The sequence below is a fragment of the Streptomyces flaveolus genome (assembly GCF_014648815.1).
In the GTDB taxonomy this organism is placed as follows: Bacteria; Actinomycetota; Actinomycetes; order Streptomycetales; family Streptomycetaceae; genus Streptomyces; species Streptomyces flaveolus.
Window position 1 is genome coordinate 238,647 of record NZ_BMRV01000003.1, and the last position, 24,929, is coordinate 263,575.

Annotated in this window: 28 protein-coding genes; 8 read left to right on the top strand and 20 right to left on the bottom strand. The window is 72.5% G+C overall.

What is annotated here, in order from left to right:
- Positions 1 to 139 precede the first annotated feature (139 nt).
- Both IEZ05_RS08765 and IEZ05_RS08770 read right to left on the bottom strand, forming a co-directional pair.
- Entirely contained in the window at positions 140 to 1,330 is a 1,191-nt protein-coding gene (locus IEZ05_RS08765; RefSeq protein WP_189229438.1) for a carboxylate-amine ligase, read from the bottom strand.
- A 205-nt stretch (positions 1,331 to 1,535) separates the two neighbouring features.
- Positions 1,536 to 2,192 (bottom strand): type III effector protein, encoded by a 657-nt coding sequence (locus IEZ05_RS08770; protein WP_189229439.1) that lies wholly within the window; start codon positions 2,190 to 2,192, stop codon positions 1,536 to 1,538.
- 127 nt (positions 2,193 to 2,319) lie between these two features.
- Here IEZ05_RS08770 and IEZ05_RS08775 point away from each other — a divergent pair, with 127 nt between their 5' ends.
- The 3 genes from IEZ05_RS08775 (at position 2,320) to IEZ05_RS08785 (ending at position 3,803) form a co-directional block, all read left to right on the top strand.
- A complete protein-coding gene (locus IEZ05_RS08775) occupies positions 2,320 to 2,757 on the top strand; it encodes an Hsp20/alpha crystallin family protein (RefSeq protein ID WP_189229440.1) in 438 nt (145 codons plus the stop codon).
- A gap of 103 nt (positions 2,758 to 2,860) precedes the next feature.
- Positions 2,861 to 3,289, top strand: coding sequence for a DUF2267 domain-containing protein (locus IEZ05_RS08780; RefSeq protein WP_189229441.1), 429 nt, complete (start codon positions 2,861 to 2,863; stop codon positions 3,287 to 3,289).
- A gap of 73 nt (positions 3,290 to 3,362) precedes the next feature.
- A complete protein-coding gene (locus IEZ05_RS08785) occupies positions 3,363 to 3,803 on the top strand; it encodes a DUF2267 domain-containing protein (RefSeq protein WP_189229442.1) in 441 nt (146 codons plus the stop codon).
- 228 nt (positions 3,804 to 4,031) lie between these two features.
- On the opposite strand, the gene IEZ05_RS08790 is transcribed toward IEZ05_RS08785, so the two are convergent.
- The 5 genes from IEZ05_RS08790 to IEZ05_RS08810 form a co-directional block, all read right to left on the bottom strand.
- Positions 4,032 to 4,793, bottom strand: a complete 762-nt coding sequence (locus IEZ05_RS08790; protein ID WP_229869620.1) for a helix-turn-helix transcriptional regulator — start codon at positions 4,791 to 4,793, stop codon at positions 4,032 to 4,034.
- Positions 4,794 to 4,914: 121 nt separating this feature from the next.
- Positions 4,915 to 5,853, bottom strand: a complete 939-nt coding sequence (gene cynR / locus IEZ05_RS08795; RefSeq protein ID WP_189229443.1) for a transcriptional regulator CynR — start codon at positions 5,851 to 5,853, stop codon at positions 4,915 to 4,917.
- A gap of 122 nt (positions 5,854 to 5,975) precedes the next feature.
- A complete protein-coding gene (locus tag IEZ05_RS08800) occupies positions 5,976 to 6,476 on the bottom strand; it encodes a nucleoside deaminase (RefSeq protein WP_189229444.1) in 501 nt (166 codons plus the stop codon).
- A gap of 49 nt (positions 6,477 to 6,525) precedes the next feature.
- Positions 6,526 to 6,996 (bottom strand): cyanase, encoded by a 471-nt coding sequence (gene cynS, locus IEZ05_RS08805; RefSeq protein ID WP_189229445.1) that lies wholly within the window; start codon positions 6,994 to 6,996, stop codon positions 6,526 to 6,528.
- Between the two features lie 61 nt (positions 6,997 to 7,057).
- The gene (locus IEZ05_RS08810; RefSeq protein WP_189229446.1) at positions 7,058 to 7,651 is read right to left on the bottom strand and encodes a carbonic anhydrase; all 594 of its coding nucleotides are present in this window, start codon (positions 7,649 to 7,651) and stop codon (positions 7,058 to 7,060) included.
- Between the two features lie 255 nt (positions 7,652 to 7,906).
- On the opposite strand from IEZ05_RS08810, the gene IEZ05_RS08815 reads away from it, so the two are divergent.
- The 4 genes from IEZ05_RS08815 to IEZ05_RS08830 all read left to right on the top strand — a co-directional run bounded on the left by IEZ05_RS08815 (position 7,907) and on the right by IEZ05_RS08830 (position 11,412).
- Positions 7,907 to 8,275, top strand: a complete 369-nt coding sequence (locus tag IEZ05_RS08815; RefSeq protein WP_229869621.1) for a hypothetical protein — start codon at positions 7,907 to 7,909, stop codon at positions 8,273 to 8,275.
- Positions 8,276 to 8,408: 133 nt separating this feature from the next.
- On the top strand, positions 8,409 to 9,137 hold the full coding sequence (locus tag IEZ05_RS08820) for a VOC family protein (protein ID WP_189229447.1): 729 nt from the start codon (positions 8,409 to 8,411) through the stop codon (positions 9,135 to 9,137).
- Between the two features lie 203 nt (positions 9,138 to 9,340).
- Positions 9,341 to 10,762: a purine-cytosine permease family protein gene (locus IEZ05_RS08825; RefSeq protein WP_189229448.1), complete on the top strand. Its 1,422-nt coding sequence runs from the start codon at positions 9,341 to 9,343 to the stop codon at positions 10,760 to 10,762.
- A 107-nt stretch (positions 10,763 to 10,869) separates the two neighbouring features.
- On the top strand, positions 10,870 to 11,412 hold the full coding sequence (locus tag IEZ05_RS08830) for a MarR family winged helix-turn-helix transcriptional regulator (protein WP_189229449.1): 543 nt from the start codon (positions 10,870 to 10,872) through the stop codon (positions 11,410 to 11,412).
- A 49-nt stretch (positions 11,413 to 11,461) separates the two neighbouring features.
- On the opposite strand, the gene IEZ05_RS08835 is transcribed toward IEZ05_RS08830, so the two are convergent.
- The 11 genes from IEZ05_RS08835 to IEZ05_RS08885 are packed head-to-tail and all read right to left on the bottom strand — an operon-like array spanning position 11,462 to position 21,476.
- Entirely contained in the window at positions 11,462 to 12,472 is a 1,011-nt protein-coding gene (locus IEZ05_RS08835) for an aromatic ring-hydroxylating oxygenase subunit alpha (protein ID WP_189229450.1), read from the bottom strand.
- Between the two features lies 1 nt (position 12,473).
- The gene (locus IEZ05_RS08840; protein ID WP_189229451.1) at positions 12,474 to 12,701 is read right to left on the bottom strand and encodes a recombinase-like helix-turn-helix domain-containing protein; all 228 of its coding nucleotides are present in this window, start codon (positions 12,699 to 12,701) and stop codon (positions 12,474 to 12,476) included.
- A 38-nt stretch (positions 12,702 to 12,739) separates the two neighbouring features.
- The gene (locus tag IEZ05_RS08845) at positions 12,740 to 13,687 is read right to left on the bottom strand and encodes a PDR/VanB family oxidoreductase (RefSeq protein ID WP_189229452.1); all 948 of its coding nucleotides are present in this window, start codon (positions 13,685 to 13,687) and stop codon (positions 12,740 to 12,742) included.
- A 12-nt stretch (positions 13,688 to 13,699) separates the two neighbouring features.
- Positions 13,700 to 15,325 carry a thiamine pyrophosphate-binding protein gene (locus tag IEZ05_RS08850; RefSeq protein WP_189229453.1) on the bottom strand — a complete coding sequence of 542 codons (1,626 nt, stop codon included), beginning with the start codon at positions 15,323 to 15,325 and terminating at the stop codon, positions 13,700 to 13,702.
- Positions 15,326 to 15,334: 9 nt separating this feature from the next.
- Positions 15,335 to 16,120 carry an SDR family oxidoreductase gene (locus IEZ05_RS08855; RefSeq protein ID WP_189229454.1) on the bottom strand — a complete coding sequence of 262 codons (786 nt, stop codon included), beginning with the start codon at positions 16,118 to 16,120 and terminating at the stop codon, positions 15,335 to 15,337.
- Positions 16,121 to 16,136: 16 nt separating this feature from the next.
- Positions 16,137 to 16,880 (bottom strand): SDR family oxidoreductase, encoded by a 744-nt coding sequence (locus IEZ05_RS08860; RefSeq protein WP_189229455.1) that lies wholly within the window; start codon positions 16,878 to 16,880, stop codon positions 16,137 to 16,139.
- Entirely contained in the window at positions 16,873 to 17,394 is a 522-nt protein-coding gene (locus IEZ05_RS08865) for a cupin domain-containing protein (protein ID WP_189229456.1), read from the bottom strand. The genes IEZ05_RS08860 and IEZ05_RS08865 overlap by 8 nt, the downstream gene beginning before the upstream one ends.
- A gap of 2 nt (positions 17,395 to 17,396) precedes the next feature.
- Entirely contained in the window at positions 17,397 to 18,203 is an 807-nt protein-coding gene (locus IEZ05_RS08870; protein WP_189229457.1) for an alpha/beta fold hydrolase, read from the bottom strand.
- Positions 18,200 to 19,009 (bottom strand): aspartate dehydrogenase domain-containing protein, encoded by an 810-nt coding sequence (locus IEZ05_RS08875; RefSeq protein WP_189229458.1) that lies wholly within the window; start codon positions 19,007 to 19,009, stop codon positions 18,200 to 18,202. Before IEZ05_RS08875 ends, IEZ05_RS08870 begins: the two co-directional genes overlap by 4 nt.
- Positions 19,006 to 19,971 (bottom strand): VOC family protein, encoded by a 966-nt coding sequence (locus tag IEZ05_RS08880; RefSeq protein WP_189229459.1) that lies wholly within the window; start codon positions 19,969 to 19,971, stop codon positions 19,006 to 19,008. Before IEZ05_RS08880 ends, IEZ05_RS08875 begins: the two co-directional genes overlap by 4 nt.
- 17 nt (positions 19,972 to 19,988) lie before the next feature.
- Positions 19,989 to 21,476 carry an aldehyde dehydrogenase gene (locus IEZ05_RS08885; RefSeq protein WP_189229460.1) on the bottom strand — a complete coding sequence of 496 codons (1,488 nt, stop codon included), beginning with the start codon at positions 21,474 to 21,476 and terminating at the stop codon, positions 19,989 to 19,991.
- 286 nt (positions 21,477 to 21,762) lie between these two features.
- Between IEZ05_RS08885 and IEZ05_RS08890 the strand changes: the two genes are divergently transcribed.
- Positions 21,763 to 23,151: an MFS transporter gene (locus IEZ05_RS08890; RefSeq protein WP_189229461.1), complete on the top strand. Its 1,389-nt coding sequence runs from the start codon at positions 21,763 to 21,765 to the stop codon at positions 23,149 to 23,151.
- Positions 23,152 to 23,166: 15 nt separating this feature from the next.
- Here IEZ05_RS08890 and IEZ05_RS08895 read toward each other — a convergent pair whose 3' ends face one another.
- Together IEZ05_RS08895 and IEZ05_RS08900 are read right to left on the bottom strand one after the other, a co-directional pair.
- Positions 23,167 to 23,592, bottom strand: coding sequence for a VOC family protein (locus tag IEZ05_RS08895; protein WP_189229462.1), 426 nt, complete (start codon positions 23,590 to 23,592; stop codon positions 23,167 to 23,169).
- Between the two features lie 102 nt (positions 23,593 to 23,694).
- Positions 23,695 to 24,672, bottom strand: coding sequence for an RICIN domain-containing protein (locus IEZ05_RS08900; RefSeq protein WP_229869622.1), 978 nt, complete (start codon positions 24,670 to 24,672; stop codon positions 23,695 to 23,697).
- Between the last annotated feature and the right edge of the window lie 257 nt (positions 24,673 to 24,929).

Here is a 24,929-nt window from a genome sequence, read left to right on the forward strand (position 1 = left end):
CCTCCCCGCTGCTCGTCGGCGGTCCGCGTCCATGGCCTCTGCTCGGTCGCGACCGTCGGAACCTGGGCCAGGCTGGTCGACATGTGTCCGTGTCTCCTTCTCGGTGGGGGTGGGAGTCCGTCCCTGCGGTGTGTCCGTGTCAACGGCCGGGTGTCCTGGCCGGCCGGGCGAGGGGAGCATCGGCGCTCACCTGGCCGGGCGATATGCGCCCGGCCAGTCGCTGAGCAGGCCGGTGGCTGCCTCGGCCGCCGCCCCGGGTCTCGGCGATCAGCAGGTCCGTGCAGGCCAGAAGGACGTCCGTCTCGGCGACGCGACGCAGGCGGCGGGCAGCGCTGCCGTCCGTCAGAGCCTGCTCCGCGAGCGCCTGAACGGTCCCCCAGTCGCCGTTCGCCGTGAGCACCGGGCGCAGCTTGTTCAGCAGGCCGTGGACGACGTGGGCCGCGGACGCCTCGTGGCCCGTGTCCGGATCGACCAGGCTCCCTTCGAGGCCGGACCTGGCCGCCCGCCAGGTGGCGGCACGCAGCCACTCGTGCCGGCCCCGGCAGCGGGGAGCGGCCGGGCTCTCCAGTCGCTGACGTGCTTCGGTCACCAGGGCCCGGAAAAGTCCCGCAACCAGCACGACCGTCTCCGCACGCGGACAGGAGTCGCAGATGCGCAGTTCGAGGGTCCGCTGATGGTCCGAGGGACGGATGTCGTAGTAGATCATCCCCGGGTCGCTGATCACGCCCGAGCCGACGAGGCTGCGCACGGCGGCGTCGTACGCGGCGGCGTCGGCGAAACAGCCGATCGGTCCCGCGGTGGGCCACCGCTGCCACAGCATCGTGCGCCAGCTCGCGTAACCGGTGTCGGCGCCCACCCAGAACGGGGAACTCGCCGAGAGGGCGAGCAGCACGGGCAGCCACGGTGACACCTCGCACATGACCCGTACCGCGGTGTCGCGGTCGGGGACGTCGACGTGGACGTGTGCTCCGCAGATCAACTGCTCGTCGGCGACCATCCGGTACTCGTCGGCCATGCGGCGGTAGCGGACTCCGTCGGTGGGAGGCGTGTCCCCGGGGCGGCCCAGGGGGACCGTGCCCGCGGCCACCACGGCCAGCCCATGAGCGGAGGCCGCCGTGTCCAGGGTCCGTCTGGTGCCGGTCAAGTCGTCGTACAGACCGTCCAGAGACGTGTGCACCGCACTGTTGGTCTCCACGGCCGACTGCTGCAACTCGGTCGTGAAGGTCTGTTCGGGGAGGCCGTCCAGTACCGCGTCGGCCCGTGCCGCCAGCAGGCCCGTCTCCACCTGCACGAGATGGAACTCCTCTTCCACGCCGATGCGAACGGTCACGACGCCTCCTCGTGACGACCGACACCTGGTCGCCGCCGTCGGGAAGGGACCCGGCCGGAGCCGAAAGGCGGCCAGCTGTGCCACTCGGAGTTCCCACTCGCGTCGCTTATAGACGTTCGCGCTCGTCCCCGGAGCTTCCGCAGACCCAGGGCACGCAGGTCAACGGCGAGGAACCGCTCGCGGTCGGCGCCCGGGGGAGTCGCCTCTACTCCGCAGGGGACCGGCGTTCGCCGTTCTCCGCCTCGCGGAGTCGGTCCGTATGACGTGTCAGCGTGTCGATGCGCCCGACCAGCTCCGAGTGGTCGTCCGCCAGGTGGTCGCGGGCGCCGGCCAGGGGGCCGATGAGGCCGGCGGCGTCGTCGTGGCCCAGGGCCCGTACGAGGGGGGTGCGCGCCTCGGCCGGGAGGCCGGTGAGGGCGGCGATCTGGCCGGCGAGCTGACGCAGGTCGGCGGCGTTGCCACGGGCCCAGGCGGAGACGGCACGGTCGGCGGCGCGGCGGTCCCGCGTGGCCTGCACGCGCTGCTCGCCGGTGGTGCCGGGGGCACCGGGACGCAGGCGCAGGTAGCGGCGTTCGGCGGCCTGCCGGCTGGCGACGCCGAGGGGCTCGGCGAGGTCGGCCCAGCTGGCCCCCGCCTCACGTGCCGTCTCGATCAGTCCCGTCTCCCAGCCCGCGAGCTGGGTGCGCAGCTCACGCAGCAGCAGCAGCGCGGCGAGCGCCTGGTCGGAGCTGACCTCGGCGGGCTGCTCTGCAGACTGCGGTGCCTGGGCGCCGTGAACGGCCTCCTCGATCGCCGCCAGTGCCGCCTCGGCAGCGAGGAAGGAGGCGGGCCCGGAAGCGGATTCCCGGGGATCTGCGGCCATGGTCACCTCCGCTCGGTCATGTCACCCGTTGGATGACAGATTCGCTTGTCATCGTTCCGATGACATGCTACAAGAAATACAGGAACCAGCGCATGAGCGGATCTGCTCGAACTGGAGGTGTTTCCCGATGCTGATGCGCACCGACCCCTTCCGCGAGTTCGACCGGCTCACCCAGCAGCTGTTCGGCAACACGTCCGGCACCTGGTCGCGTCCGACGGCGATGCCCATGGACGCCTACCGGGAGGGCGACGCGTACGTCATCGCTCTCGATCTGCCCGGTGTCGACCCGGATGCCATCGACATCGACGTCGAACGGAACATGCTGACCGTCCGGGCCGAACGCCGTCCCGTCACCAAGGGCGACGACGTCCAGATGGAGCTCTCGGAACGCCCCCTGGGCGTCTTCTCCCGACAGGTGATGCTGGCGGACACCCTCGACACCGAGCACATCAGTGCGGACTACGAGGCCGGCGTGCTCACTCTGCGCATCCCGATCGCCGAGCGGGCCAAGCCGCGCAAGATCTCCATCGGCGGCGGCGCGGAGCGCAAGGAGATCTCCGGCTGAGGCAGAGCCACACCCCCGGCGGTGGAGGACGGACGGCTTCCCCCCGCGCCGTCCGTCCTCCGCCCGCGCGTCCGCACGGACTGCCCAGCGGAAGGAGAACCCGATGGCCATGCAGTGGAACGTGTTCCTCGACCAGGTGCAGGAGCGCGGCGAGTACCCCACCCGCGTCGAGGCGGAGCGTGCCGCGCGCACCGTGCTGGGGCTTCTGGGCGCACACCTGGTGGGCGACGTGCGCGCCGAACTGGCCGCCAGGCTGCCGGAGACCTTCGCCCTGATCCTCCTCAACCCGCTCCAGGCCGCCGAACCCCTGTCCGCCGACCGGTTCGTCCGCGCCACCGCGGCGTGGATCGAGGGGGCCACGGAACAGACCGCGGCCTGGGACGTCGGCGCCGTGCTCAGCGTGGCCGCCGACGCGGCGGGCGAGGAACTGACCCGCCACGTGCTGCTGCAGCTCCCGCCCGGATACGACCTGCTGTTCGGCCGGCCGCAGGACGCGACGGCCACGAGCCCGGCCCGCACCTCCGGTGACTGACGCCTCCGGACCCGCCGGTCACCGGCCGACTTCGTCAGACAACCCCATGAGCAAGGAAGGCACCCTTTCACCGATGCAGCTCAAGACGGCCCCAGCGGCGAGCACCACCGAACCGGGCATGTCGTTCGTCCAGATGATCGAACAGGTCCGTTACAACGGTGCCTACGCCACCCGCCAGAGAGCCGAGGAAGTCGTCTCCGCCGTGCTGGCCGCCCTCGGCCGTCGCATCACCGGTGAGGAACGCGTCGAACTGGCAGCGCGCCTTCCCCGTGAGGCGGCCGGGATCTTCGCCGCGCAGATCCCCGAAACCGAAGCGATGACGGGCTGGACCTTCGTCAGGGATCTCGCCACCCGCACCGGGGGCACCTTGGCGACCACCCGCTGGGACGTCGGCTCCGTCCTGGGCGTCGTCGCCCGCCTCGCCGGCCAGGACCTGCTCGACCGCATCCTCGCCCAGCTCCCGTCCGGCTACGCGATCCTCTTCGGCCGCGCGGAACTCACCCAGGCGGCCTGACGGCCAGTCGGCCAACGTGCCGGTGAGCGTGCTGCCCCCCCCGGGGGGCTGGCCGAACTGGAGCACTGGGCCCGTGCCGGCTTCCGCGTTCGGGTCGCCCCTGGCCCGCCCGTGGGAGCACGGCCCCTGCACCCGGTACGTGCGCGCCGACGGCAGACGCGTCCGCTTCGACCGGGGCGGGCTCCGGTCCTCGAGGCCCCGGTCAGGAACACTCCTCCAGCGGGACGATCAGCCGGACCCGGTCCCGCTTCCGGCCTGGGGTCCGTCGCCCGACGTCGCGTGACGCAGTTCGACGCAGCATTCGCCTTCCCGGGGGGCCAGCACGGCCTGCACCGAAGGGGCTCGGAGGCCTTGCAGGTAGCCGGTGAGGAAGGCGTGGTTCATGCCGCAGACCAGGTCGGGGGCCTGGGCGGCGAGCGGGTGGAAGGGGCAGTTGCGCAGCCGGAGCCGGTCGCGGTCCTCGCGTGCGGGTTCGAAGCCGTGCCGGTCGAGCATCCGCTCGCACAGCGTCAGGCCGCGCTCGGCGCCGAGACGGCCGGGGCGCAGCCGGGTGCGTTCTTCCTCGCCGAGTTCCTGGCCCCGTCGTCCGGCGGTGCGCATCGCCGCCTGGGCCGCGGTCTCGTCCTCGCCCTCGGTCACGACGGCCTGAAGGAGCAGGTCGGCCAGGAGTTCGTGGCGGCGGTCGGGGATGCTCACGTGGATCGGGGTGTCCGTGGGCTCGTAGACCTTGGGCTGCCGGCCCACCTTGCGGACCCCGGTGGGAGAGGCGTAGCGGGCGCGCAGCAGGCCGGCGTCGACAAGCTTGTCGAGGTGGAAGGCGGCGAGCTTGCGCGAAATGCCGACGCTCGCCGCCGCCTCGTCGCGCGTGACCGGGCGGCGAGCGCGGCGGATGAAGGCGAACATCTGCCGCCGGGAGCCCTCGCCGAGCGCGCTGACGGAGTCGATCGCGGCATCGCCGGAGGAGATCGGCGGGGTCATGTCGGAGGTCACCCCTTCACGGTAACGCCAGTGCGCGTGGTCTGACGCTCGTCCGTGTGGACCTGTGCTGGAGCACTTGGCCGGCCCGGGGAACAGGACCAAAACTTGTTGGTGAAAGTGCGGTGCGCGCCGATCAGGGCATCGGTGACGGTGACCGCTGTCCGCCCGCCTCCGACCGGTATCCGCGTTGTTCCACCACGTCGTCGATGAGTCGGATGAACGCGCGCACGGCCGCGCTGCGGTAGGCGTGGGCCCTGCTGAGGAGGGTGACCTCGCGCGGGGCCAGGGCGGGGCGGAGCGGCACGGGACTCAGGTGGGGGTGGTCGTGGGTGACGGCGTCGGGGAGGACGGTGGCGAGCGGGGTGCGCTGGACGATCTCGATGAGGGCCTGAATGGAATTGGCCTCCATGGCGATGCGGGGGGTGACCTGATGCGCGGTGAAGTACGCGTCGATGTGGCCGCGCGTGGCGAAGTCGCCGCTGAGCAGTACCAGCTCCCTGTCCGTCAGCTCCTGGAGGTCCAGGGGCTCCTGGGCGCGAGCGGCGCCGGGATCGGCGCGCACGACGAGGCCGAGGGCCTCGGTGTACAGGCCGGTGGCCTCGATTCCCTGCTGGTGTGCGCCGGCGAAGGCGATCCCGAGGTCGATGTCGTCGGCGAGCAGGGCGGATTCGATGCTGTCCTGGGTCGTCTCCCGGATGGTGAGGGTGATGCCGGGGTGACGGTCATGGAGTTCCGCCGCGAGGGGGCCGATGAGGTAGGCGGTGAAGGAGGGGGTGGCCGCGAGTCTCAGGTGGCCGCGGGAGAGGTCCTCGACGTCCTGGAGGGCACGTTCCCCCGCGGCCAGGTCACGCAGTGCACGGCGGGCGTGCTGGACATAGGTGTGACCGGCGTCGGTGAGCCGCACACTGCGCCCGGTACGGTCCAGCAGCTGCACGCCGAGCGTCCGCTCCAGCTGCCTGACCTGCTGGGACAGGGTCGGCTGGGAGATGTACAGCTCCTCCGCGGCCCGGGTGAAGCTGCCCTGGTCGGCGACGGCGAGCAGGTAGCGCAGGTGACGCAGTTCGACGGACACGTCGCAAATATACGGGCGCGTGCGGCCGGCCGGAGGCACGCCGGCGGGCCTGTGCGGCGAGGTCCGGCGGGCCTCCGGCCGGGTCCTCGCCGCATGCGCGGCCGTGCTCGGCGTTACCGGCTTCAGCCGGCGGTGGGAGCACCGGCGACGCGTCGATCGCCGCCGTTGCGGTCCTGCCAGAGCCGGTACACCTCCACCGCGGATTCGCGGGGCTCGTAGCGCATGGGCAGCCGCCTCTCGTCCCAGTTCTTGGCGAACTCGTCGTAGAACGTGTCGAGTTCGAAGTACTTGCGGTCGTCCACGTAGTGCGGTTCGTAGGTGTCCCGGGTCGTGAGGAAGACGACCTCGTCGGGCGAGCAGTAGTACAGCGCGCCCAGGCACATCGGGCAGGGCTGAGCGAGCACGTAGATCGTGGTGCCGACGAGGTGTTCGGTGCCGAGCTCGGTACAGGCCTCGCGGATGGCGAGGATCTCGGCGTGCGCGGTCGGGTCGTTGGTCTGGGCGACCCGGTTCGGGCTCTCGGCGAGGATCTCGCCGTCCTTGACGATGACGGTCGCGAACGGGCGGCCGCCCTCGGTGACATTGCGGCGCGCGAGGTCGATGGTGCGTTGCACGAAGTCCATGTCAACTCTTCTCTGCTGGCAGGGGGGAGTCAGAACCGCATCAGCGGCATCAGAAAGGCTTGAGCGGCAGGTACTTGCCGTCCAGCGTGATCACAGCACGCTCGCCGCCCTCGGGGTCGGCGACCTTCTTGACGTCCAGCTTGAAGTTGATCGCCGAGATGATGCCGTCGCCGAACTCCTCGTGCACCAGGGCCTTCAGCGTGGTGCCGTAGACCTGGAGCATCTCGTAGAAGCGGTAGATGGTCGGGTCGGTGGGGATGCCGCCGGCGAGGGAACCGCGCGTGGGGATCGTCTGCAGGAGCAGCACCGCGTCCTCGTCCAGGTCCAGCAGCTCGCCGACCGCACGGGCGGCAGCCTCCGGCAGGGCGTGCTGGCCGAGAACGGCCGCGGTGGTGAACGCCACCGACAGGCCGGAGGCGTCGGCGATCTGCTGCCAGGTGAGGTTCTTGCGGGTCTTGGCCTCGACGGCGGCCGCGGCCACGGCCTGGCGGGCGGCGGGGTCGAACTGGGCGTGCGTCATGACGTTCTCCTTCAGGTACGGAAGAAAAAGGGGGGGTGTGGAAGGGCTGGGCAGCCGAGTGTCAGGCCGCGTCCGCGACGCTGTGGCCGCCGGCGCCGAGTACGTCGACGCCTCCGGACGCGATGTCGAAGACCCAGCCGTGCAGGCGGACGGAGTCCTCGGCCAAGGCCTTGGCCACGGAGGGATGCGTGGCCAGGTTCGTCAGCTGGGCCAGCACGTTCGCGCGCACCAGGCTCGGGACGTCACCCGGCGTGGTGACGCGGGCCCGGGAGGTGTCGGCGTGCCGCAGCCACTGGGCGACCGCGGGCACCGGGCCGAAGTCCTGCCGTTCGGCCAGTGCGGTCATGGCGCCGCAGGCCGAGTGTCCGCACACGACGATGTCCGAGACACCGAGTACCGCGACCGCGTACTCGACGCTCGCGGTCACCGCCTCGGCCTGCGGGCCGTAGGCCGGGACCAGGTTTCCGGCCGTCCGGATCACGAACAGTTCACCCGGCTCGCTGTCCGTGATCAGTTCCGGGACCACGCGGGCATCGGAACAGCCGATGAACAACGTGTGCGGCGCATGGACTCCGGCCAAGTGCGCGAACAGGTCCGCCTTGCGCGGGTGGACGTTTCGCTGGAAACGCTGGACGCCCTCGGCGAGGTCACGCATGGGTCACTCCCTTCGATGGGTGGTGCCGACCTCCCGTGGCCGACACGAACCACCATGCGTGACGTGGACCTATAGAGTCCAAGATGCAGTAGCGATACAACCTATTGATGACATCAATAGTGAGTCCCAGCCGGTCCGGTGCCGTCCGGTCCTGGACGACTTCCCGAGTGGTCGTGCCGTCCCGTCCCGGAGACGAGGGACTTCGATCTGGGCGCGTTGGTCGAGCGCACTCCCGCGCCCCGGTTGCGTGCGGCGATGGCCGCCCAGTTGCGCAGACTGGCCGCGGAGACAGGGCTGGACGCCTGCACCGAAGTGACGCAGACCCTGGCGGCCGTCCAGCGCGGCGAGACCCCCGAACTCACCGAGGACGACACGCTGGACCTGCGCATGCGTACGCTCGCGGCAGTCCAGCCCGCCCTGGAACCGTCCTGGCGCCGGGACCGGAACGCGCCCGAACTGCCCACCGCACGGGACGACTTCCAGGCCCGGCAGCTCCGCGCCGACGCGGCGGACACGCTGCGCCGCTTGCTCCAGCTGCCGTTGCCGATCGCCGCGGCATCCGTCCTGCACCGCAGGCTCAGCGAGGACTGGCGCAGTGAGCCGGCCCGGGACCTGGCGGCGTGACAGCAGCGGGGTGTGGCCGGACTCCCCGCGACGGAAACCCGGATGCGGGTGCCTTACGGCCGCCCTAGGCTGCGCTCGCGGGGGAGGGGTGAGACCCCCGCATCGGCCGTCGGTGATCGGAGATGCACGGGGTATGACCAGTCAACTGTCCGCGATCTGTTTCCGTGCGACCCACCCCTCGGCCCTGGCGGGGTTCTGGTCCGGCGTCCTGGGCTGGGAGCCGGCCGACGGACCGGACGGCGACGTCGCGATCCTGCCCCCTGACCCCGCCGGGTTCCGCATCCGTTTCCTGCCGGGTCACGAGCCGAAGACCGGGCAGAACCGGGCGCACTTCGACCTGACGAGCAGCTCCCCGGAGGATCAGCGGCAGACGGTGGCCCGGGCGCTGGAACTCGGCGGGAGCCACATCGACGTGGGCCAACGCCCCGAAGAAGGACACGTGGTGCTCGCCGACCCGGACGGCAACGAGTTCTGTGTCATCGAGCCGGGCAACAAGTTCCTCGCCGACACCGGCTTCATCGGGGCGCTGGCCTGCGATGGTACGCAGGAGGTCGGCTACTTCTGGAGCGAGGCACTGCGGTGGCCGCTGGTCTGGGACCAGGACCAGGAGACCGCGATCCAGTCACCGAGCGGCGGTACGAAGATCACGTGGGGTGGTCCTCCCGTGGCTCCGAAGACGGGCACGAACAGGCTGTGCTTCGAGCTGACACTCCCCGCCGACGGCGACCGGGAGGCGGAGACCGCCCGCCTGGTCTCGCTCGGCGCGACGCGCACCGGCACCGACACCGGCGAGGACGACGGCGACCGGGTGCTGCTGCTCGACCCCGACGGCAACGAGTTCTTCCTGCGGACGTCCCGGTAAGCGTCCCCACGCGGGCGCCGTGCGCGAGGTGATGACCCTCTCACAGGATGCTGTTTACATGTAGTTGACCTGAGGGTGTTGCAATCCCTTCAGTGGCCGACCATGCTGCATAACTGTATGCAGCGCGGTCGGGGGGTGCCCGGTTCCCGTTGCCGGAAAAGCTCCGCCGGCCCTTGGCCGTCGCCCCGCAGAACGGAGTAACCATGGCCGCCCTGGTCGAACGGCATTCCATCGACGTCGTCCCGGACGAGGAGCGGCACGGGACGGCGTTCTCGCAGTTCACCCTGTGGCTGGGCGCCAACCTCCAGATCACGACCGTGGTCACCGGCGGCCTCGCCGTGGTGTTCGGCGGCGACGTGGTCTGGTCACTGGTCGGACTGTTGCTGGGCAACCTCCTCGGCGGAGGCGTCATGGCTCTGCACTCGGCCCAGGGCCCACGGCTGGGACTGCCGCAGATGATCTCCTCCAGGGCGCAGTTCGGCGTCCGCGGCGCCGTGGTGCCCCTCCTGCTGGTCGTCGTGATGTACATCGGCTTCTTCGCCAGCGGCTCGGTGCTCGCCGGCCAGGCGGTCGGCAAGCTGACGCACCTCGGCACCGTGCCCGGCATCATCGTCTTCGCCCTGGTCACCGCGTTCATGGCCACCGTGGGGTACCGCATGGTGCATGCCCTGGGGCGGGTCGCCAGCGTGGTGTGCGCACTGGCCTTCGTGTACCTGGGCATCCGGCTGTTCCAGCGGATCGACCTGGGAGAGGTCGCCCACCAGCACTCCTTCGCCCTGCCCATGTTCCTGCTGGCGATGTCGCTGTCCGCCTCCTGGCAACTGGCCTTCGGCCCCTACGTCGCCGACTACTCGAGGTACCTGCCCCGCACCACCCCCGCCCGCACGACCTTCTGGTGGACCCTGTCCGGCACGGTGCTGGGCGCCCAGTGGTCGATGAGCTTCGGCGTCCTCGCGGCGGCCTCCGCCGGCACGGCCTTCGTTGACGACCAGGTGGGCTATGTCGTCGGGCTCGGCGGCACGGGGCTCATCGCGTCGTTCCTGTACTTCGTGATCGCGCTGGGCAAGCTGTCGATCAACGTGCTCAACACCTACGGCGGCTTCATGTCCATCGTGACCAGCGTCAGCGGCTTCCGGGGACAGCGCGCCGTCTCACAGCGCGGCCGCATGCTCTACATCGCCGCCATCATGGTGGCCGGGACCCTGCTGGCCCTGGCCGGACGGAATTCCTTCCTGGACTCCTTCGCCGACTTCCTCCTGTTTCTGCTGGCCTTCTTCACACCGTGGTCGGCGATCAACCTCGTGGACTACTACCTCATCTCCCGCGAGCGGTACGACCTGCCCGCGCTCAGCGACCCCGACGGCCGCTACGGCGGCTGGCGCCTGCCCGCGCTGTCCGTCTACGGCATCGGCCTCGCCGCCCAACTGCCCTTCCTGTCCACGAGCTTCTACACCGGCCCCCTGGTCACCACGCTGGGCGGCGCCGACATCTCCTGGATCGTCGGCCTCGTCGTCCCGGCCGGCCTCTACTGGCTCGTCGGCCGACGGCAGCCCGGCACGGCCCGGCCCACCACAGGCCCGGCGTCCCGCGCGGACGAGCGTGAGGGCGCCGGCGACGTGCGGTGAGGACACCCATGCCGTCCGCCGGGCGATCCGGTGCCGTACGCGGAATATTTCAGGGCTAAGATTTCTGGAAGAGTTCCGCGACGGCTGGTGACATGGGGAGGCGCGGCATGGCGGTGAAGAGGGCGGCCCAGCGGGACGCCGTGGCGGCGATCATCGAGGACTGGGCCCGGGAGCGGCCCGAACTGGACACGTCCCCCCTCGAAGTGCTGGCCAGGCTGCACCGCACCTTCCTGCGCTACAACACCGAACTGGCCGCCGGCATAGAGCGGCACGGACTGGCCGTGGCCGGCTTCGACGTGCTCACCGCGCTGCGCCGGGCCGGCAAGCCCTACCGGCTGACCGCGGGACAGCTCGCCGACTCGGGCCTGATCTCCTCGGCGGGTGTCACCCTGCGGATCGACAGGCTGGAGAAGGACGGCCTCATCGTCCGTGAACGCGATGCCGGGGACCGCCGGGTCGTCTACTCGCGGCTCACCGACGCCGGTCTGGCCAAGGTCGACGAGGTGTTCGCCGAGCACCTGGACAACGAACGCCGGATGCTGAGGGACCTGTCCCCGGCCGAGCGGCGCCAACTGGCCCGTCTGCTGTCCAAGCTGGAGCGTTCCATCGTCGACTCGGGCGAGACGGAGGCGGGGGAGGGCGGGAGCTGAACTCCCGGCGCCGTCCCCCGCCCCCGCGGGCCGCCCGGTCCCGGTCCGGTCAGCCGGCGGCCTGCGCCTCGGCCTGCTGCCGGTACAGGCGGCGCAGGCGTACGACGCCCAGGTCGTGCTGGTAGAGGTTCTCGAACCCGTCGGCGTCGGCCGGCATCGCCTCCAGCATCACCCGGTCCTGCTCCAGGACCTCCCAGTGCCGCTTCTCGATGAGCGTCCGGTACAGGAACCGCCAGGTGTCCCGCTGCCAGCCGGACACCTTGCGGTAGCGCCAGAAGAAGACACCGGTACGCCCGGCGTCCACCGGGCAGGCCATGCCCACGATCCCGAACGGACCGCCGGGGCCCGCGGACGGCGGGTACGGGATGGACAGGTCGACCCAGTCGACGCCGGTCCGGCACAGCTCGACCCAGTCGAAGTTGACGCCGCGCTGGTCGGTCTTCTCGAAGAAGTAGCCGCGGTCGGTCTCGCGGATGCGGAACTTGGCCTGGGTGTCGCCGTCGTACATCGTGTGCGACTCGTGGTGCAGGAACGCCCCGTGCATCGGGTCCATCAGGTTCTCCACGGCGAAGCGCCACGGCACGTTCCACTCGGCGTAGCACAGGATCGCCGCGATGTCCGGGTCCGTGAGCGGCTCGGGGAGGGTGAGGGGGGCGGGCTCGGGATGCCGCTCGTCGCCGAAGTAGGCCAGGATCGCGCCGGCCACCTCGCGCACGGGCAGGGAGGTGACCAGCTTCTTGCCCTCCAGGTTGCAGCCGGGCAGCCCGGGCACGGAGGCGACGGTGCCGTCGCCCCGCACCTCGACCCCGTGGTACCAGCAGGCCACCCGGTCGCCGAGGTGTTTGCCGAGGGAGAGCGGGGCGCCGCGGTGGGGGCAGCGGTCGGCGAGCAGGGAGAGCGTGCCGTCGGCGGTGCGGAACAGCAGCCAGTCCTCGCCCAGCGCGGTGACCCTGCGCATGCCGCCGGGCTCGACGAAGTGCGAGGGGACGACCGGGTGCCACTGGTTGCGCAGCCCGTGGGCGTAGACGTGGTCGGCGGTGACGTCGGTGGTGAGGCTCATCTCAGGCTCCCAGGCGGTGCATCTCGGTACGGAAGGTCTCCTCGGTCCAGGGCGCGCCGTCGGGGGTGCGCACCTGGCGGGCGTTGAGTCCGGCGACGACGTCGGCGAGGTCGTGGCCGTCCTGGGTGAAGATCTCTTCGAGGGTGCGCGCGAGCTTCGTCTCGTACGGGGTGGGTTCGTGGGTGCGGGACTGGTGGGGGTCGAGGTACGGCCAGGCGCCGGCGGTCATGAGGGTCTCCGGAGGGACGACGGGACGGGGGGAGGGGGTCACAGGTCGAGGACGAGCCGGTCGGAGGCGCAGCGCGAGACGCAGATCATCATCGTCTCGCCCGCGCTGTGCTCGGCCTCGGAGAGCAGGAAGTCGCGGTGGTCGGGGGTCCCGGCGAGGACCCGGGTCTCGCAGGTGCCGCAGATGCCGTCGCGGCAGGACGAGGGGACGGACAGACCCGCCGCCTCGACCGCCTCCAGGACGGAGGTGTCCGCGCCCACCGGGACCGTCAGGCCGGACCGGCGGCACTCCACCTCGAAGGCGGCGTCGTCGCCGGACCGCTCCACCGCCGGAGCGGCGAACCGTTCCAGCCGCAACCGGTCCTCCGGGCACGCCTCCTGCACCGCCGCGAGCAGCGGTTCCGGACCGCAGGCGTACACGAGCGCGTCGGGCGCCAGGCCGGCGAGGGCCGAGGCCAGGTCGATGTGCCCCAGCTCGTCCTGCGGCACGAGCGTGACCTCGCCGCCGGTGAGCCGGACCAGTTCGTTGCCGAAGGCCATGGAGGCGCGGGACCGCCCGCCGTGCACCAGGCGGTACGGGATCCCGTCGCGGTCCGCCTGGCGCGCCATGGCCAGGATCGGGGTGATGCCGATCCCGCCGGCGATGAACACGTAGGACCCGGCAGGCTCCAGCGCGAAGTGGTTGCGCGGGCCGGCCGCCTCCACCGTCTGGCCGGGACGCAGTTTCGTGTGGACGTGGCGCGAACCGCCGCGGGAGGCCGGCTCGTCCAGGACGGCGATCCGGTAGGAGTCGGAGTCGGCCGGGTCACCGCACAGCGAGTACTGACGGACCAGGCCGCCGACGCGCAGGTCCAGGTGGGCGCCGGGGGACCAGGCGGGCAGGGGCTTGCCCGCCGGGTCCGCGAGCTCGACGGACAGCACGCCGTCCGCCTCCCAGGTCATGCGGCGCACGAGGAGTTCGAGCCGCCGCTCTTCGGTGTCGCTCATCGGTGGGCCTCCCTACGCGGTGGGGATCGTGACGGGCGGGGTGAACGGGGTCTTCATCGGGCCGAGCGCCGCGAGGTCCACCTCGACGAGGGTCGGCCCGTCGGCGGCGAGGGCCGCCCGGATCACCCTGTCGGCGTCGGCTTCCGCGGCGATCCGCGCGTACGGCAGCCCGCAGGCCGCGGAGAGCCCCACGAAGTCGGGGGTGTGCAGGTCGACGCCGGAGCGGCGGTCGCTGTAGCGGTCCTGTGTGTTGCGCAGGACGCCGTAGCCCCCGTCGTTGAAGACGAGCAGGAGGAGCCGGGGCCGCTCCTGGGCGAGGGTGAGCAGTTCGCCGAGGTGGACGGCGAGACCGCCGTCCCCGGCGATGACCACCGTCGGCTCGTCGGGGCGGGCGAGCGCGGCGCCGATGCCCATGCCGAGCCCCTGGCCGATGCCGCCGCCGCGCGGGAAGACGTTGGCGCGCGGGTCGTGCAGCGGCAGCAGCCGGTTGCCCCAGGTGGAGGAGGGGATCGTCACGTCCCGGGCGACGACCGCGCCGCGCGGCAGGGCGGCGGCCAGCGCGTCGCAGACCGCGGCCTGCGGGCCGATGCCGTCGCGCAGTGCCACCCGGACCTCGTCGCGCACGGCACCGACGCGGGCGGTCCAGCCCGGTTCGGCGGGTGCGGCGGCCCCGGTCAGGGACGGCAGGACGCGGGCGGCGTCACCGTGCAGGGCGTGCCGGACGGGGTAGACCCGGCCGAGCGCGGCGCCGTCGACGTCGATCTGGATGTGCGCGCCGGGGAGCCTCAGGCCGTAGTCGGCCGTCTCGTTGGACCGGAAGTGGGTGCCGACGGTGACCAGGGCGTCCGCGTCGGCGAGCAGGGACCGCACGGCCGGCGTGGTGGCGAAGTTGCCGACGACCTGCGGGTGGTCCTCGGGCACCGAGCCGCGCCCGGAGTTGGAGGTGATCAGTCCGGCGCCGGTCGTCTCCAGCAGGGCGAGCAGTTCCCGCCGGGCCCGGTTCGCGCCGCCGCCCGCCCAGATCAGCGGGCGCCGGGCGGCGGCCAGCAGAGCCTGCGCACCGGCCAGTTCGGCGGGGTCCGGGGCGGGAGTCCCGGCGGTGGCCGTCGTGCCCGGGGTGTCCTGCTGGGCCGCGTACTGGAGGTCGACCGGCCATTCCACGCTGGCCGGCCCGCCGGGCACGGCCAGCGCCGCGGCGGCGGCCTCGCGGAGCAGGCGCCCCGCGCTCCCGGCGTCCGGCACCGTCGCCGCGTACGCGGACACGGCGGTCAGCATGCCGAGCTGGTCCCTGGTCTCGTGGATGAAGCCGCGTCCACCGCCCAGGTAGCGGCTTTCGATCTGCCCGGTGACGTGCAGCACGGACGTTCCCGAGGCGAGAGCCTCCACCAGGGAGCCGGCCGCGTTGCCCGCGCCCGTCCCGGTGGAGGTGAGCGCGCAGCCGAGGCCGCCGCGGGCCCGGCCGTAGCCGTCGGCGGCGTTCACGGCGGTCGCCTCGTGCCGCACGGGCACGAAGCGCAGCTCCCGGTCGACGGCCTCGACGAGCGGCAGGTTGTGCACGGACACGATGCCGAAGACCGTGTCGATGCCGAGTTCCTTCAGGACGGCGACCAGCAGGTCGCCCCCGTTGCGGTATGTCATGCGTGCCTCTCAGAGGATGCCGCGGCCGACCCCGCCGCAGACGTCGATGGCCGTTCCGGTGATGTACGAAGCGCGCGGCGACAGCAGCGTCACGACGGCGTAGGCGACCTCCTCGGCCCGGCCCAGCCGGCCGAGCGCCACGCCCCGGTCGGCGGCGAGCCGCGCCTGCCACTCCCCGTAGTCCAGGCCGGAGTCCGCAGCGGCGTGCCGCCGGGTCCACTGACCGGTGTCGATCAGACCCAGGCAGACGGAGTTGACCCGGATGCCCTCGGCGGCGAGTTCGACGGCGAGCGACTTGGAGAGGTTGAGGATGCCGGCGCGTGCCGCGCTGGTGGTGATCAGGCGGGGCTCGGGCTGCTTGGCGAGGACCGCGTTGACGTTGACGACACTCGCCGCGTCCGAGTCCCGCAGGTGCGTGCGGGCGGCCTGGAGCGGATGGAGCACGCCCGCGAACTTGAGCTCCAGTTCGTCGCGCCAGTCCTCTCCCGTGGTGTCGTCGAGCCGCTTCATGCGGGACTGGCCCGCGTTGTTCACCAGCCCGTCGATGCGGCCGAAGCGCTCGGCCGCCCGGTCGACGAAGCCGTGCACGGCGTCCGCGTCGCGTACGTCGCACGCGGCGGTCAGCAGCCTGTCCCCGCCGTCCAGGCGGGCGGCGGCGTCGGCGAGGCGGCCGGTGTCCCGGCCGCAGGTGGCCACGTTGGCCCCTTCGGCGAGCAGTGCGCGGACCGTGGCCAGGCCGACGCCCGAGCTGCCGCCGGTGACCAGGACGGTCCGGTCGGCGAGACCGAGATCCATGAATCGCTCCTGTGTGTCAGTGCATGGTGAAGCCGCCGTTGACGGCGATCACCTGGCCGGTGAGGTAGCGGGATTCCTCGCTCAGCAGGAAGGAGACGAGACCGACGAGGTCGTCGGGCTGCTGGGGGCGGGAGATCGCGCGGTGGGTGGCGTACAGCGCGTGGCGTCCGGCGGGGACGGACTCGGTGGCCTCGCACTCGGTGAGGCCGGGGGCGACCGCGTTGACGGTGATGCCGTGCTCCCCGAGCTCGCGGGCCATCCCCCGGGTGAGGGCGAGGACCGCGCCCTTGGAGGCGATGTAGTGCGCGAGGCGCGGGGAGCCGTACAGGGCCGCGTCGGAGGCGATGTTGACGATGCGCCCCGGCCGGGCGAGCAGCGGATGCAGGGCCTTGGCGACCAGCCAGGGGCCGCGCACGTTGACGGCCATCAGCCGGTCCCAGACCTCGACGTCGATGTCCTGGAACTCCTTGCCGCCCACGCCGTTGGCCAGGGCCGCGTTGTTGACCAGGCCCCACACCGGGCCGTGCGGCGCCACGGCCTCGGCGAGCCGGACGACCGACGCGGGGTCCGCCACGTCGCAGGGGACGTAACGGGCCTCGCCGCCCTCGGCGCGAACGGCGGCGGCGGTGCGCTCGCCCCACTCCTCGTTCAGTTCGGCCACGACCACGCGGTGCCCGTCGGCGCCGGCCCGGCGGGCCATGGCCTCCCCCAGACCACGGCCCGCCCCGGTCACGACGACTGTCCGCACCGTGTCAGTCACGGGTGACGCCGTACAGCGGCGAGTACTCCGGGTAGGTCGGCACCTGCGGCTTCCGCGTGCCGATGATCACGCAGAACAGCGCGTCGGTGTCGCCCTCGTTCTTCAGCGAGCGGGTCACGCCGGCCGGCACCACGATCATGTCGCGGTAGCCGAGCGTGCGGTACTCGGCCTCGTCGGGGCCCCGGTGGATGCCCACGCGGACCTGTCCCTCCAGGACGAAGAACGCCTCCTCGACGTCGTGGTGGGTGTGGGCCGGGCCCTCGGCGCCCGGCGGGAGCAGCATGTTGGAGAAGGTGAAGCCGCCGGAGGGGATGATCCGCTGGTCGTCGTCGTGGTTGCCGGTGGCACCGGAGCCGACGTAGCGGATCTGCGCCCGCCGGTACTGGGGGCCGGCCTTCTCCTGGAAGGAGAGGGTGCCCCAGTCGGGCTCGCGCGAGTCCTTGCTCGCGATCAGGGAGTCGGTGTACTTGCCGAGGTCGCCGCCGTTGTCGTACGCGGTGGTCTCGAGGGGCATGGTCAGTCCTCCGTCAGGTGGGTGGTGCGCCGGTTGGTGACGATGTGCAGGTGGGACAGGACCCAGGCGTTGAAGCGCTCGGGCTGTTCCTGGTGGGCGAGGTGACCGGCGTCCTTGACGATCACGTACGCCGTCTTGTGCAGGCCCCCGGCCAGCGCCTGGGCGGCGTCCGGTCCGGTGACCCGGTCCTGGTCGCCGCACAGCACGAGGGCCGGGGCGGTGACGCGCGCCAGGTCGGCGCGCAGGTCGGCGGTGGCCATCGACTCGGCGGCGTGGGCGTAGCCGGGCAGCCGTACGGCGGCCGCCATGATGTCGACGACGCGGCGGACGAGGCCGGCGGGCGCGTCGGGGGAGACCAGCCGGGGCCCGCGCCGCTCGGCGAACCCCCGCGCGCCCAGCCGCTCCAGCTCGGGCACGCGGGCCCGCATCGCGGCCGCCTTCTCCGGGTCCGTGCCGGAGCCGGCGCTGGAGTCCGCGACGATCAGGGAGGTGACCAGGCGCGGGTGGCGCAGGGCGAGCCGGAGGGCGACGACCCCGCCCCAGGAGACGCCCAGGACGTGGGCCGGGCCGCCCCGCCGCCGGATGACCTCGGCGGCGGCGTCGGCGAACCCGTCCAGGTCCAGGGGCCCGTCCGGGTCGGGCGAGCGGCCGTATCCGGGGGCGTCCCAGGCGACGACACGGAACTCGTCGGACAGCGCGGCCAGTTGCGGCGCGAAGGAGGCGGACGACGAGCCGATGCCGTGCAGGCACAGGAGCAGGGGCCCGTCGGTGCCGGCCTCCTCGACATGGACCTCGGCCGGGGCGGTCACAGGATCTGCCCCGGGCGTCCGGCGATCGCGCCGAGGGAGCGCAGGACCGCGTACGGGACGACCGCGCTGGTCGCCGGGGTGTCGGCGTCGGGGGTGTGGGACGCCTCGAAGCGGTAGGCGCCGTGCGGGCCGGAGGCTTCGATGACGTGCCGGGTGCGGACTGCCGCAGGGTCGGCGACGACGCGGACCCGGACGGCGTCCAGGTCGCCGACGGCGAGGGCGACGGAGGCCGCCACGTTCGTCGACCTGGGGAACTTCACCGGCACCTCGCGCGCGGTGCCCCTCATCACCTCGACCGGCCCGGTGGCGGTACGCAGTCGGTTCAGCAACTCCGCGTCCATCCAGGGCTGTTCGAGTGTGCCCGGGAGTTTCGTGGTCGTCAGCGTGACCTCGTCCAGGGGACCGAGCGCCCGCACGGCCTGGAGGAGGTCGAGGCCGCCGACCGCGCCGCCGGTGAAGTACACCCGGCCCGGCCCGGCGCCGAGGAGCCGCTTGGCGAGGTCCTCGTCGGTGAGGGCGCCGGTGGAGGCGACCAGCAGGTCGGTGCCCGCGGTGAGCACGCGCTCGCCCCACTCGCGGACGACGCCCTGGCCGGCGGCCTCGACGATCAGGTCACAGTGGGCGATCGCCGTCTCGAAGGGCACCTGGTCGACCGGAGCGGCCTCGCCCAGGGGGCGGTTGTCGACCACGCAGCGCAGTGCCGCTCCGGGCACCTCGCCCGCGGCGAGGGCGGTGCCGACGACCCGGCCGATCGCGCCCCAGCCCACCAGGCCGACCTTCACGGGCTCGGTGACGGTGCCGCTCATGCGGAGGCTCCTTCGGGGACGGAGGGTTCGGCGTCGACCGGAGGCAGGACGGGGCTGCCGTCCGGGGTGCCGGCCATGTGGGCGCGGATCAGCCGGGAGGGCGGGCCCGCGGTGCCCCACAGGTCGGACAGCTCCGGGACACGCCGCCACACCTTGCAGATCCAGCGGTCCTCGACGACCTGCGCGACCTCGGAGGTGTACTCGCAGACCAGGCCGGCCGGGTCGGTGAAGTAGGAGAAGGTGTTGTTGCCCGGGCCGTGCCTCCCGGGCCCCCACTGGGGCACGACGCCGTGGTGGCGCAGCCGCCCGATGCCCCGCATGAAGTGGTCGACGGAGCTCATCTCGTAGGCGACGTGGTTGAGGGAGACCCAGGGCGCCTGGTTGAAGGCCACGCAATGGTGGTCGCTGTTGCAGCGCAGGAACGCCATCTGGTGCTCGGACCAGTCCGAGACGCGCATGCCCAGGACCTCGCGGTAGAAGGCGACGGAGGCGTCGATGTCGGTGGTGTTGAGCACGACGTGCGTCACGCCGACGGGCACGGCGCCGTCCTGCCCGCGGGGCGGGACGGCCCAGGTGTCGGCGGACAGTTCGATCAGCCGGCCCTCGTGGTCGTGGAAGCGCAGTCCGTATCCGCCACCGACCTGGTCCAGCGGACCGGGCCCGGCGGCCGGGCGGATGCCGCGGCGTTCCAGGCGCCGCGCGGCCTCGTCGATCTCCGCCGGGGTGGCCACGGCGAACGCGAGCCTGCCGAGGCCGGTCCGCTCGGACCGGGTGAGCTGCAGGGCGTGGTGTTCCGGGCCGGTGCCGCGCAGCCAGCTCGTGCTGTGCCCGGCCTCGACGACCTCCAGCCCCCACGCCTCCTCGTAGAAGTCGGTGGCGGTGGTGAAGTCGCGGGTGAGCAGTTCGACGGAGCGCAGGGCGCGCAGCCGGGCGATGGGGGGTTCGTGCGGGTCAGGGGACATGTTCTTCTCCGGGAGTGTCAGCCGGCCCAGGGCAGGGGAGCTGTGGCGGTTCCCCAGTACAGGGATTTCTGGCGCTGGTAGGCGCGGATGCCGTCACGGCCCTTCTCACGGCCGAGGCCGCTCGCCTTCATGCCGCCGAAGGGGGTGGCGATGCTGAACTGCTTGTACGTGTTGATCCAGACGGTGCCCGCGTCGATGTGGCGGGCGATCCGCCAGGCTGCGCGGTGGTCGCGGGTCCAGATACCGCAGGCGAGGCCGTAGACGGAGTCGTTGGCCTGGCGGACCAGGTCCTCCTCGTCGTCGAAGGGCAGCGCGACCAGGACCGGGCCGAAGATCTCCTCCTGGCAGGTGCGCGCGTCGCCCGGCAGCCCGTCGAGCACGGTCGGCAGGTAGTAGGCCCCGTCCGCGTACGCGGGGCCGTCCGGCGCGTCACCGCCGCACAGCACCCGGGCGCCCTCCTGGCGGGCGAGGTCCACGTAGCCGGCGACGCGGTCGCGGTGCGTGGGGTGGACGAGCGGGGCGACCTGGGTGTCCGGGTCCGTGCCGGGGCCGACGCGCAGTTTCCGTACCCGGGCGACGAGTTCGCCGACGAAGTCGTCGTACAGCGGACGCGCCACGAACAGCCGGGACCCGGCGACGCAGGACTGGCCGCTGGAGGAGAAGACGCCGAACATCACGCCGGCCAGGGCCTGTTCGACGTCCGCGTCGGCCAGCACGACGGTCGGTGACTTGCCGCCGAGCTCCAGCGACACGGGCATCAGCTTCTCGGCGGCCGCCCGGGCGAGGGACCGGCCGGTGGTGGTGCCGCCCGTGAAGGCGACCTTGCCCACGTGCGGGTCCCGCACGATCGCGTCGCCGACCACCCGGCCGGGTCCGGGCAGCACCGACAGCAGGGCCGGGGGGAGGTCGCTCTCCTCCAGCGCCGCCGCGACGATCCGTCCCAGGGCCAGCGACACGAGCGGGGTCCACTCGGCCGGCTTCAGCAGCACCGCGTTGCCCGCGGCCAGCGCCGGGGCGAGCTTCTGGGCATCGCTGGCGACCGGGGAGTTCCAGGGATTGATCGCGCCGACCACCCCGATCGGCTCGTGCACGCTCATCGTCACGTACGCGCCGCGGGAAGGGGTGAGCGCGTCCTCGGCGGTCTCCAGGGCGGCGGCCGTGTACCGGAAGGTGGCCGCGGCGCTCGCCACCAGCGCGCGGGTCTCGGTCAGTGCCTTGCCGGTGTCCGCGGTCTGGAGGGCGGCCAGGTGCTCGGAGTCCTCCTCGATCAGGGCGGCGACGCGGTGCAGCAGACGGGCCCGCCGGTGGGGCAGCAGATCGCGCCAGCGGGGGTCGGCGGCGGCCAGCGCCCCGGCCCGTGCCGCTTCGGCGACCTCCTCGGCGGTCACGGCGTGCACCGTGGCGAGGGGGAGGCCCGTGGCCGGGTCGGACGTCTGCGTCGCGGCACCCGAGCCGCGCCGCCACCGGCCCGCAACGAGCGCTTCGTCCGGGGGAGTTCGGAGCATACCGGGGCCTCCTGCACGAGGGTCAAGGGGAGCTGTCTGAGCGAGCACTTGGGTAAGTGCTAGAAATCTAAGGGCTTAAATATCTCGGCCGCAAGAGGTGTCGCGGAACAGATCGCTCGTTAATTCGCTGCTTCAGGCCTTGACGCGGTCCCGCTCGCCAGGGATACAACTTAAGCGCTTAGAAGCTTGGCGCTTACCTGACGTTCCGTCGGCCGCTGCCCCGCACTTCTGCGCCGCTGCTCCCGCGCCTGCCGTCCCCTGCCCCTGCGACCAGCGGAGTCCACGCATGACGACCGAAGCAGTACCCGACAGCACGCTCCGAGCCTCCATAGCCGCCCGCTTCGAGCGGCTCCCCCTGTGCCGCTGGCACGTCACCGTGCGGCTCGTGGTCGGTGCCGTCACCTTCTTCGAGGCGTTCGACCAGCTCCTGATCGCCTACGCCCTGCCCGAGCTGCGCGGCGAGTGGCACCTGTCCACCTCCGCCGCCACGCTGCTGCTCACCGTCGGCTCGATCGGCATGCTGGTCGGCGCCCTGCTCTCGGGACGCATCGCCGACCGGATCGGCCGCGTCCGGGTGATCGCCCTGTGCGTGGCCCTGTCCAGCGTCGCCAACCTGGCGCTCGCCTTCGCCCCCTCGCCGGAGGCGTTCATGGCGCTGCGGTTCGTGCAGGGCCTGGCGATCGGCGGGGAGGTGCCGGTCGCCGCCACCTTCATCGCCGAGATCACCCGCAGCCACAAACGCGGCCGCTTCGTCCTCCTGTACGAGCTGGTCTTCCCGGCCGGCCTGACCGTGGGCGCCCTGGCGGCGGCCTGGCTGGTGCCGGTCCTCGGCTGGCGGTGGATGTACGGGCTCGCGGCGCTGCCCGGAGTCCTCGCCTACGTGGTGCACCGCGTGGTGCCCGAATCCCCGCGCTGGCTCGCCGACCGCGGCAGGACCGAGGAGGCCGCCGCGGTCATGACGCGGATCGAGACGGCCGTGGAGCGGGCGACTGGCGCCCCGCTGCCTCCCATCGCCTCGCCGCCGCCCGTCGCCGGTGCCGCCGGCAAGGCGGGTTCCGCCGGCGGACTGCGCGGCCTGTTCACCGGCCGCTACCGGCGCCGCACCCTGGTCGTCGGCGTCCTGTGGTTCACCGGGTACTTCGTCAACTACGGCATCACGTCCTGGCTGCCGACCATCTACCAGAACCGCTACGACCTCGCCCTGTCCGACGCCCTGCTGTACTCCACGGTCACGTCCTGCGCGGGACTGCTGGGCTGCCTCCTGGCGGCCCTCACCGTCGACCGGGCCGGCCGCCGCCGGGTGATCACCGGCTGTCTGGGCGGCTCGGCCGCGGTCCTGCTCGTCCTCGCCTGGCTCGGCGCGGACACCGCGGTGCAGGTCCTGGTGTGGACGTCGTTGGCCGCCGTGTTCTTCTTCGGCTCCAACATCTGCCTCTACCTCTACACGCCGGAACTCTTCCCGACCCGCATGCGGGCCCTGGGGAGCAGCGTGGGCGGGGCGCTCAACCGCCTCGGCGTGATCCTCGGCCCGATCGTCGTCGGTGCGGTCTACGCCGGCGGGAGCATCGGCACGGTCTTCCTGACCCTGGCCGCCGTGTCCCTGACGGGCGCGGTCGTCGCGGGCGCCTGCGCGGAGGAGACGGCCGGGCGGCGACTGGAGGACGTGTCGCCGTAGCGAGGTGCCCCGGGCTCAGGCGACCGGCTCGCCGATGCCGAGCAGGTTCCCCTCACTGTCACGGAACCAGGCGCCCCGCTCGCCCCGGGCGCCCTTGCTCGGGTAGTTCCCCTCGACCTCGGCGATCCCGTCCCGGGTCCGGAACCCGGGTGCGTCGACCTCCTCGAACACCACGCCGCGCTGCCGGAGTTCCGACACGACGGTCTCGATGTCGTCGACCTCGAAGGCCATCTGGGTGAACGTGCCGGGCGAGGAGCCCGTCGAGCGGAACAGCACGAAATCCGCGCCCGCGCACCGGTACAGCAACCCACCGGGCCGCTCGTCGACGGGCCGCAGTCCGAGCCGCTCGGCATAGAAACGCCGCGCCCGGTCCAGGTCCTGCGCGGGAAGCCTGGTCGCCACGCGGGCCCGGGCCAGAGGTTTCCTGTCGTCCGTGTCCATGGTCCCACTGTGCCGTGAGGGAACGCCGCGGGGCGGGAGGCGGCCCCGTGCGGTCGGCGGCGCCGTCGGCGAGGACGGTGGCCCTGGACGGTTCGGCAGGTGTCAGTCCGCCTGGACCAGGAACCGCTGATCGGCCTCGCCGGTGCAGCGTTCCTCGACCGCCTCCGCGCCCTCGGTGGTGAGGTCGTCGGCGATGCCGATGCACCGGCTGCCCGTGACCGGACGGATCCGGACACCCTCGGCGTCTTCGGCGGGGTCGGCCTCCAGGCGGAAGAGGGTCGAGTGGGTGCAGTCGTTCCGGGGTTCGAGCATGCCCTTCACCGGACCGGAACTCATCACCGTCAGGCACCCCTTCCCTTCCTCCGGATGGTGCCACTGGATGCGGTAAAGACCCTCGCCGACCGGCTCGAGATACGTGCGCGGCACAGTGCTCCGCGCACAGGGGAGCTGGACGGCGAGGGCGCTGGCGTAGGCCCCCTTCCGGTCCCGTCCGTCGGTGAGGCAGAGGTCGGGCGTGCGGGCGGGCCGGACGGTGACCCAGCCGTCGGTGGCGGTCGCAGCGGTGTCCGACCCGTCGGAGCCGTGGGGGAGCAGCCCCCAGGCGGCCACGGCGAGCAGCGGGAGCGTGAGCGCGGCGACGAGCGCGGCCGTGCGACCCCTGCTCCGGCGAGGCCGCGGAGCCGTGGGTTCCGCGGCCTGCGGTGGGGCCTCGTCGGTGTCGGTGCCGGTGTCGGTGCTGTTGCTGTCGCCGTTGCCGGCGTCCGGCCCGGGGCCCGGCGCGGTCGCGGGGCCGGTGACGACGCCGGCGGCGATCCGGTCCCTCGCGTCCAGCCACGCGCCGACCCGCCGGCCGTCCCCGCAGGCGCGGACGAACGCGGCCAGCAGATCGGGCCGCGGCAGGTTCGTCCGTCTGAGGATGTCGGCCAGCGTGCTGCGCGCCAGCACGTCGCCGTTCCGGGCGGCCTGCTCCTCCAGTTCGCGAAACGTCCGTCCGGAAAGCGCCTTGAGCCGCCGCATCGACGCGACGAACTCCGCGGCGTCCTTCGCTTCGTGCGGCGACAACTCCCCCAGGTTCCCCATGAAGGTCATCTTGCTGTGACGGCGGCAGGAGGGGCAATGGTCTGTTCGGCCACGCAGGGCTGTCCGGGACGTGATGCGGACATGCCCCTGACCAGCCCGGACAGTTCTCCCCTGTCCGGGACAGCCGTCGGCCGTTGCCCCGGCCGGCGGGCGGACGGCAGTCTTTGTGACGCCCGGGGCCCGTGGGAGCGGGCCGTACCGGCCGCCGACCGCATGAACAGGGGGATGGGGGGCGCTGGTGGGGCGGACGAGTCCGC

What these genes read in the sequence shown, in the direction of transcription:
- IEZ05_RS08875 (WP_189229458.1), bottom strand. Translation starts at nt 19,009, where the DNA reads ATGAGCGGCACCGTCACCGAGCCCGTGAAGGTCGGCCTGGTGGGCTGG.
- IEZ05_RS08835 (WP_189229450.1), bottom strand. Translation starts at nt 12,472, where the DNA reads ATGAGCCTCACCACCGACGTCACCGCCGACCACGTCTACGCCCACGGG.
- IEZ05_RS08820 (WP_189229447.1), top strand. Translation starts at nt 8,409, where the DNA reads ATGACCAGTCAACTGTCCGCGATCTGTTTCCGTGCGACCCACCCCTCG.
- IEZ05_RS08850 (WP_189229453.1), bottom strand. Translation starts at nt 15,325, where the DNA reads ATGACATACCGCAACGGGGGCGACCTGCTGGTCGCCGTCCTGAAGGAA.
- IEZ05_RS08895 (WP_189229462.1), bottom strand. Translation starts at nt 23,592, where the DNA reads ATGGACACGGACGACAGGAAACCTCTGGCCCGGGCCCGCGTGGCGACC.
- IEZ05_RS08845 (WP_189229452.1), bottom strand. Translation starts at nt 13,687, where the DNA reads ATGAGCGACACCGAAGAGCGGCGGCTCGAACTCCTCGTGCGCCGCATG.
- IEZ05_RS08770 (WP_189229439.1), bottom strand. Translation starts at nt 2,192, where the DNA reads ATGGCCGCAGATCCCCGGGAATCCGCTTCCGGGCCCGCCTCCTTCCTC.
- IEZ05_RS08890 (WP_189229461.1), top strand. Translation starts at nt 21,763, where the DNA reads ATGACGACCGAAGCAGTACCCGACAGCACGCTCCGAGCCTCCATAGCC.
- IEZ05_RS08900 (WP_229869622.1), bottom strand. Translation starts at nt 24,672, where the DNA reads ATGGGGAACCTGGGGGAGTTGTCGCCGCACGAAGCGAAGGACGCCGCG.
- IEZ05_RS08810 (WP_189229446.1), bottom strand. Translation starts at nt 7,651, where the DNA reads ATGCGTGACCTCGCCGAGGGCGTCCAGCGTTTCCAGCGAAACGTCCAC.
- IEZ05_RS08855 (WP_189229454.1), bottom strand. Translation starts at nt 16,120, where the DNA reads ATGGATCTCGGTCTCGCCGACCGGACCGTCCTGGTCACCGGCGGCAGC.
- IEZ05_RS08880 (WP_189229459.1), bottom strand. Translation starts at nt 19,971, where the DNA reads ATGTCCCCTGACCCGCACGAACCCCCCATCGCCCGGCTGCGCGCCCTG.
- IEZ05_RS08825 (WP_189229448.1), top strand. Translation starts at nt 9,341, where the DNA reads ATGGCCGCCCTGGTCGAACGGCATTCCATCGACGTCGTCCCGGACGAG.
- IEZ05_RS08830 (WP_189229449.1), top strand. Translation starts at nt 10,870, where the DNA reads ATGGCGGTGAAGAGGGCGGCCCAGCGGGACGCCGTGGCGGCGATCATC.
- IEZ05_RS08865 (WP_189229456.1), bottom strand. Translation starts at nt 17,394, where the DNA reads ATGCCCCTCGAGACCACCGCGTACGACAACGGCGGCGACCTCGGCAAG.
- IEZ05_RS08775 (WP_189229440.1), top strand. Translation starts at nt 2,320, where the DNA reads ATGCTGATGCGCACCGACCCCTTCCGCGAGTTCGACCGGCTCACCCAG.
- IEZ05_RS08800 (WP_189229444.1), bottom strand. Translation starts at nt 6,476, where the DNA reads ATGGACTTCGTGCAACGCACCATCGACCTCGCGCGCCGCAATGTCACC.
- IEZ05_RS08780 (WP_189229441.1), top strand. Translation starts at nt 2,861, where the DNA reads ATGGCCATGCAGTGGAACGTGTTCCTCGACCAGGTGCAGGAGCGCGGC.
- IEZ05_RS08840 (WP_189229451.1), bottom strand. Translation starts at nt 12,701, where the DNA reads ATGACCGCCGGCGCCTGGCCGTACCTCGACCCCCACCAGTCCCGCACC.
- IEZ05_RS08785 (WP_189229442.1), top strand. Translation starts at nt 3,363, where the DNA reads ATGCAGCTCAAGACGGCCCCAGCGGCGAGCACCACCGAACCGGGCATG.
- cynS (WP_189229445.1), bottom strand. Translation starts at nt 6,996, where the DNA reads ATGACGCACGCCCAGTTCGACCCCGCCGCCCGCCAGGCCGTGGCCGCG.
- IEZ05_RS08885 (WP_189229460.1), bottom strand. Translation starts at nt 21,476, where the DNA reads ATGCTCCGAACTCCCCCGGACGAAGCGCTCGTTGCGGGCCGGTGGCGG.
- IEZ05_RS08815 (WP_229869621.1), top strand. Translation starts at nt 7,907, where the DNA reads ATGGCCGCCCAGTTGCGCAGACTGGCCGCGGAGACAGGGCTGGACGCC.